Consider the following 1,332-nt stretch of genomic DNA (forward strand, 5'->3'; position numbering starts at 1 on the left):
CCTGGTTGGCGAAGTCGATCTTCGTGTAGATGCCCAGGTTGCCGATGATCCGGGTGATCGGATCCCAGGACATGTCCACGATCTGCGCGGGCCTGCGCCCCGCCGCACGAGCCTGAGTGGTCGTCATGTCGGTCTGGTCCTCGTTCCTCTCGTCAGGCGCGCCAGTGCGGGTCGTACCCGCTGGTCAGCTCGTGTCGGTTGTGACGCCACTTCGGTTCCTTGTTGACGGCCATGCTGGTGATGCCGCGCATGCGCCGGATGAAGGCGCCGTAGGGCCTGATCAGCATGGACGACAGGCTGCCGCCGGTGGGCTCGTCCATGAACGGCATGAAGGTGTCGGGGAAGCCGGGCATGGTGCAGCCGATGCAGATGCCGCCCACGTTGGGGCAGCCGCCGAGGCCTGCCATCCAGCCCCGCTTGGGCACGTTGCAGTTCACCACCGGTCCCCAACAGCCCACCTTCACCTGGCACTTGGGTGAGTTGTAGTCCTTGGCGAAGTCGGCCTGCTCGTAGTACGCGGCCCGGTCGCAGCCCTCGTGGACCGTCTTTCCGAACAGCCACTGCGGGCGCAGCATGTGGTCCAGCGGCGGGGGCGGCGCGGAGCCCGCGGCGTGGTAGAGCACCCAGGTCAGGGTCTCCATGAAGTTCTCCGGCTGGATGGGGCAGCCGGGGACGTTGACGATGGGCAGGGCGCCCTGTGACCTGAAGTCCCAGCCTAGGTAGTCCGCGAGGCCCATGGAGCCGGTGGGGTTGCCGGCCATCGCGTGGATGCCGCCGTACGTGGCGCAGGTGCCGGCCGCGACGACCGCCCACGCCTTGGGGGCGAGCTGGTCGATCCACCAGTTGAGGGTGAGCGGTTCGCCCGTCTCCAGGTCGTTGCCGAAGGAGGTCCAGTAGCCGTCGCCCTCGATGATGTTCTGGTTGGGGACGGAGCCCTCGATGACGAGGATGAACGGGGAGAGTTCTCCGGCCGCCGCGGCACGGAAGGGGGCGAGGAAGTCCTCGCCGCCCAGGCTCGGCGAGAGCACCTTGTTGTACAGGTGCACCTTCGGCAGCCCGGGGATCAGCCCGAGGACGATGTCCTCGATCGCCGGCTGGCCCGACGCGGTCATGGAGACGGTGTCGCCGTCGCAGCTCATGCCCTCGGAGATCCAGAGGATGTGGATCTCGTCGAAGCCGGCCCGCTCCTGGGCGCCTTCGGGCTCCCGGCTGACTTCGGTGGTACCGCTGGCGGTGGTCATGTGCTCGGCCTTCCCTGGAGACGGTCGCGGAGTCGGTCGTAGGCGGCGGCCACCGGCCCGAGCACGGTGAGCGCGGGGGGCTGGTCGGGGG

1 protein-coding gene is annotated in these 1,332 nt (G+C 68.5%); it reads right to left on the bottom strand.

What is annotated here, in order from left to right; translation table 11 throughout:
• Positions 1 to 152: 152 nt before the first annotated feature.
• Entirely contained in the window at positions 153 to 1,241 is a 1,089-nt protein-coding gene (locus tag C1I97_RS37375; RefSeq protein WP_111007301.1) for a hydrogenase expression protein HypE, read from the bottom strand.
• Positions 1,242 to 1,332 lie beyond the last annotated feature (91 nt).

The sequence above is a fragment of the Streptomyces sp. NTH33 genome, from assembly GCF_003236365.1.
GTDB lineage: Bacteria > Actinomycetota > Actinomycetes > Streptomycetales > Streptomycetaceae > Streptomyces.